Annotated in this window: 5 protein-coding genes; all 5 read right to left on the bottom strand. The window is 33.6% G+C overall.

All coding sequences use genetic code 11. The features are described 5' to 3' along the window. Positions 1-10: 10 nt before the first annotated feature. The gene (locus tag N4A55_RS05690; RefSeq protein ID WP_293754549.1) at positions 11-943 is read right to left on the bottom strand and encodes a sugar phosphate isomerase/epimerase family protein; all 933 of its coding nucleotides are present in this window, start codon (positions 941-943) and stop codon (positions 11-13) included. Between the two features lie 31 nt (positions 944-974). Further along, positions 975-1,784 carry a sugar phosphate isomerase/epimerase family protein gene (locus tag N4A55_RS05685; protein WP_293754548.1) on the bottom strand — a complete coding sequence of 270 codons (810 nt, stop codon included), beginning with the start codon at positions 1,782-1,784 and terminating at the stop codon, positions 975-977. Between the two features lie 25 nt (positions 1,785-1,809). Beyond that, positions 1,810-3,978, bottom strand: coding sequence for an alpha-galactosidase (locus tag N4A55_RS05680; RefSeq protein WP_293754546.1), 2,169 nt, complete (start codon positions 3,976-3,978; stop codon positions 1,810-1,812). A 15-nt stretch (positions 3,979-3,993) separates the two neighbouring features. Beyond that, positions 3,994-4,812, bottom strand: a complete 819-nt coding sequence (locus tag N4A55_RS05675; protein WP_293754544.1) for a carbohydrate ABC transporter permease — start codon at positions 4,810-4,812, stop codon at positions 3,994-3,996. Then, positions 4,809-5,028 (bottom strand): carbohydrate ABC transporter permease (locus tag N4A55_RS05670; protein ID WP_443083816.1); only part of this gene is annotated, 220 nt, incomplete at its 5' end. The genes N4A55_RS05670 and N4A55_RS05675, both read right to left, overlap by 4 nt.

The following is a 5,028-nucleotide window of genomic DNA, read 5'->3' as shown; positions in this document are numbered from 1 at the left end:
TCACCTCTTACTATTTTTCTAATTCTATTCCTTCTCTTTCAAAAACTTTTTCCATATACTCAATTGCCAGACGATACTCTTTCTCAATTAACTCAGCATTTGAATTAGGATCTCTATGGAATCCTGGAAATCCTGCTGCTCCAGGCACATCTTCAAGTTCTAAGGAAATAACACCATTATAACCAATATCATCTAAAGCTCTCACTGTTGCATCCCAATCAATCTTACCTTTTCCAGGTCTCCAATGTGCATTACTCTGAGCATCATTATCGGAAAAATGGGTATGCATTATATGATCTTGCATTTGATAAACTGCCACTTGTGGTATTTCACCCATTGGGAATAAATGACTTGGATCAAAATTAATACCAATTCTATCAGAACCAACTTTCTCAGTCATTCTGAGAAGACCCTCTGCATTCTTAATATAGAAGTGTGGGTGAGGTTCGATGGAAAGTCTTACATCATTTTTTTCACAAACTTCTGCATAAAGTTTCATTGTTTCAATGAAATCAGCGTAGTTTTGTTTCCAGTCCAAGCCTTTTGGTACATCCAATGTCCAAGTTTGGGTAGTTGGACGAAGCTGCTCAAATGGGAATTGAAGTTCAAATGGGCATGTAACGCAAGTTGTCAGCTGTGATGTGCCAAGTTGCTTTGCGATACTAACAGCCTTCTTGAAGTTCTCCAGTCCTTTCAAACGTACTTCTCTGTCAGGACTTGACTGGCTACCTGGTAGACAGAATACATTGGTAAGAACCAAACCTTCATCAGCAATTAATTGCTTAAGTTCCTTATTTTTTTCTTCAGTGTAATAGTCATTCATAAACTCTTCATTCCAAATTGTTAATTCTACACCTTTTAATCCTAATCTACTGATTGTTTTAATTGCTTCCTCGTATGGTGGTGCCCAACTAAACACCCATGATGATGCTCCTAAAAACATATTTATTCCTCCTAGTATATTATTTTATATTTTATAATGCCAACATATCTGTAACCGCTTCATAAGCTTTACTTGATACAATTTTAGCATTTTCTTTCCAGTATTCTTGGTTAAACGTTTCTACTGACAAAAATCCTTTATATCCAATCTTTCTTAACGCATCCATATATGCTTTTAATGGCAACACACCTTTTGTTGGATATACTCTATCTTTATCTTCTAATTCATTCATCATACCTTTAACACTGTCATTAACATGAACAATCCATAATTTTTCAATATTTATTTCTGCAACTTCTTCTGGTGTTATACCTGACTTTGCGTAGTGAAAAGTATCCATTAGGTAACCAAGGTTATCTGGATTACCTACAAGCTTAATAAGTGCTTCTGCATCCTTAGGTCCACTAAGTAATGTATGGAGTCCTATAGGTTCCATAGCAAGCTTAATACCATATGTTGCAGCTTCTTCACAATAAATTTTTAACTCATCAGCATGCATTGCTAATGCTTTTTCTCTAGTATATTCAATTGGTTGAAAATCTGGGCAAATAACAATTAATTCACACCCAATCTGATCTGCAACTTTTAATGCTTTTTTAAATTCTTCTCGGCAATTCAATTGATTTCTAAAAGGTGATACTAAGAACGGGCAAATGGATGCAATTTCCAAACCTGTACTCTTAATCAGATTCTTCAAATCCTCTATTGAATTTTCCTTTAGATAATCCTTAATCTTATCCCACCACAATTCAACGCCTTCAAAACCTGCTTCAGCATACAGAATAAGATCGTCTTTTAGTTTTGTTTCCATAGTTGTTGCTTCATTTATCGCTTTTCTCATCAACTTCATTTTCCTCCTATCGCACCTACTGAATTTTACTTTTTTCAAACTTCCAAATACTAGCTTCATAATTACTATTAAGTTCTACGTTGAAACCATTTTCAATAATTTGCTTTCCTGTTAATATTAATTTTTCTTTACTAGGGAAGTTTGTAACACTATAGCTTTTATTTTCATCTATGTGATGTAATAATATATTTTCTTTGTTTATATCGCTTTCATATCTCCACGAACAAAGAATTGTTATTTCTTCATCCGTATCAACCATCTCAAGTACGTTCCATCCTTGGTACATAGAATGTTTAACTTCTTCTTTGTGATAATAAACAATTGGATCATCAAGAATATGACGATAGCTTTTGTAAAAATCTACACCTTCTTTATATAGCTCTATTTGCCACGGTTCAAAAGATTCAATATCTCCACTTAAATGCATTCTACCAAACATAGCATTAACAAGTGAGAAGTTAATCTTCTGCTCATCATGATCAGAACGTCCATTCACCCATGTACCCATTTGAGAGGGATGAATAATATGACTAAGTCCAAAAGCTACTGTACCAATATCTTTCCAATCTTCTTGATCAGTAATTGATCCTAAATCTGTGTGAGATAACATTCCATATTCAAGACGCATACCACCACTAGAGCAATTTTCAATAATTATTTCTGGGTGATTAGCTCTTAACTCATCAATCCACTGATAATATCCTCTTACATGTTCAACTAACCCTTGTCCTAAGCTATCACCACTGTTAGAACAACCTGGAGCACAGTCTACATTGTAATCAATCTTGAAATATCTAAAACCATAATTAATCATTCTTTCAAATACTTCTGTTGCTCTTTTCCTAGTTTCAGGATTACCAAAGTAGAAAAATCTCCTCATATTATCTTCAATATAGTATTCTCCACGTTTCATAAGAAGATGCTCAAGTTCTGTATAAGCCTTTGAAAGCTCTCCAGCAACTTCAATTTCAAGCCAAATACCCGGTGTCATTCCTTTACTGTGTATTTTATCTACAATACTATCTAAACCATTTGGAAATCTTACTGGATGAGGTTCATAATCACCAGGTGTAACCCACCAGCTTTCGCTTCCATCTGAAGTACCGTAATTGGAAAACCATCCACAGTCAAGAACATATATATCAACACCTGTATTTTCTAAAGATTCTATATGAGATAATACTGTCTCTTCTCTTACATCTCCTTTAGTTGTTAACCATTCATTAAAAACAACAGGATAACTTGTATCTGGCTTTGCTCTATTAATAAGAACATTATTTTGATGTTTACGCATTTGATTAAGAACATGATCTTTGCTAACATCACTTACAGTCATGGATACAGGTATTGATTCAAAAGATTCTTGTGGTGATAATTTTTTTGACCAGTTAGCATGTACAAAGTTTCCAAGTCCACCTTGCATATACAACCAGTTATCTCCATCCATCCCACTACCGCCTAGTTCAAATCTCCAAGAAGCAGAATGTTCTATCTGAACAGCCCAGAACGTATTAGCTGATTTTTCTTCTAGAACAAAGAATGGTGAGTATTCCTGACATGACCAAGAGGATGTATTTTCCACATGCCATGCATGTCTTGCATCTGTTGAATGTAATCCTAACTGGTTCATAGTATAAGAACGACAATTTCCCTCCCATGACCAAGAAGATTCAAATGTATGAAGAATAACTTCTTCTGCCAAATCAGTATCTGACATCATTGGGAAACCTTGCAGTTTAAAAGACCCAAGCTGTGTAACGTTAATATCTTTTGTTGATGTGTTTCTAACTTTTACAAATCGTTTTAGTGCAGGTGAATTATTAAATAGTACATAGTGCAATTGGATTTCTAGTCCTGATTGCTCATCAAGCTGAACAATAATCAACTCTTCACCATTATCAATTTTATTAATACTGTGGCTAATATATTTAGCACGCATACTTGCTTTACAGTGATTTTGTCTTGTTCCATGAGTAATCATTAATCCTTCATGGTTAATATTAACTTCAGCTTCAACAGGCAAAAACATATATTGCTTACCTTGTTCTTCTACATTAATACTACCTACTTTATCTATTGGCAAAAATGCAATATGGTATACATCTTTATCTTTCAAGCCGATTAAATATTCAAAACTCTCATTTCTAAGTTTCCATATTAGCTTTTCTTGATCAAATTTAATCATAACAAATCCCTTTCTTTAACCTTTGACTGCACCATCAGCAAGACCTTTTACAAAGTATTTTTGAAGTGCAAGGTACATTATTGTTATTGGCAACATACTGATAATACAACCAGCCGCTACCCAATGCACATTACTAGTGTATTGTGAAAAGAACTGAGATAATGCAACTGTGAAGGTCTGCATCTTGGATTTTTGTAGAAAGAATAGTGAAAACTGATAATCATTCCACAATGCAACACCGTTTATTATCATTAACGTAGCCGTTGTTGGCTTTAATAAATGAATAATAATTCTAAAGAAAACACCAAATCTACTACATCCATCAATAACTGCTGCTTCATCAAGTTCTTTTGGAATAGTATTAATAAATCCTGTATACAAGAATATTGCAAATGGTAGTCCAAACGCTGTATGTAGCAATATAATTCCCCAATAAGTATTAATACCGTTTATATCAACCATAATTCTATAAAGAGGAACTAATATAGTAAGCGCTGGAACAATCATACAAGAAACAATTAAGGAATAAACAAAGTTATTTAACTTACTCTTTCTTCTTGCTAATGGATACGCTGCAAATGATCCTATTATCACAACAATAAGTAGTACCGAAACAGTTATTACCAGATTGTTAAGCAATATCCTGCCAAAATTTGCTTCAACCCATACATTAGTAAAGTTATCAAATATAACATTTTTTGGGAAAATCCAATGTGAAGTTAATTCTTTTGGACCTTTTAATGCTACGTTTAGCAAAATATATAATGGCACTAAGTAAATGAAACTAACAATTATAACAGTTATATATAACAAAACTTTTTTGGTTTTTTTCACATTTCCACCTCTTTACTTCTAAAGAATTTAAGCACTACTAGTCCAATTATCGCTATCATGATAAACATTAAATTACCTAATGCTGAAGCATATCCTGCATCTTGTCTAGTAAAATACAAGTTATACATCATAGTAGACAAAGACTGTGTAGCATAACCTGGACCACCTTTTGTCAATGCCACGATTACATCAAACAATTTAAGCCCTCCAATAATG

The organism is Vallitalea sp., assembly GCF_025211055.1.
Lineage (GTDB): Bacteria > Bacillota > Clostridia > Lachnospirales > Vallitaleaceae > Vallitalea.
This window is presented reverse-complemented; position numbering and strand designations above follow the sequence as displayed.

Coding starts and splice junctions, on each gene's coding strand:
- N4A55_RS05685 (WP_293754548.1), bottom strand. CDS start 1,784: ATGAGAAAAGCGATAAATGAAGCAACAACTATGGAAACAAAACTAAAA.
- N4A55_RS05680 (WP_293754546.1), bottom strand. CDS start 3,978: ATGATTAAATTTGATCAAGAAAAGCTAATATGGAAACTTAGAAATGAG.
- N4A55_RS05690 (WP_293754549.1), bottom strand. CDS start 943: ATGTTTTTAGGAGCATCATCATGGGTGTTTAGTTGGGCACCACCATAC.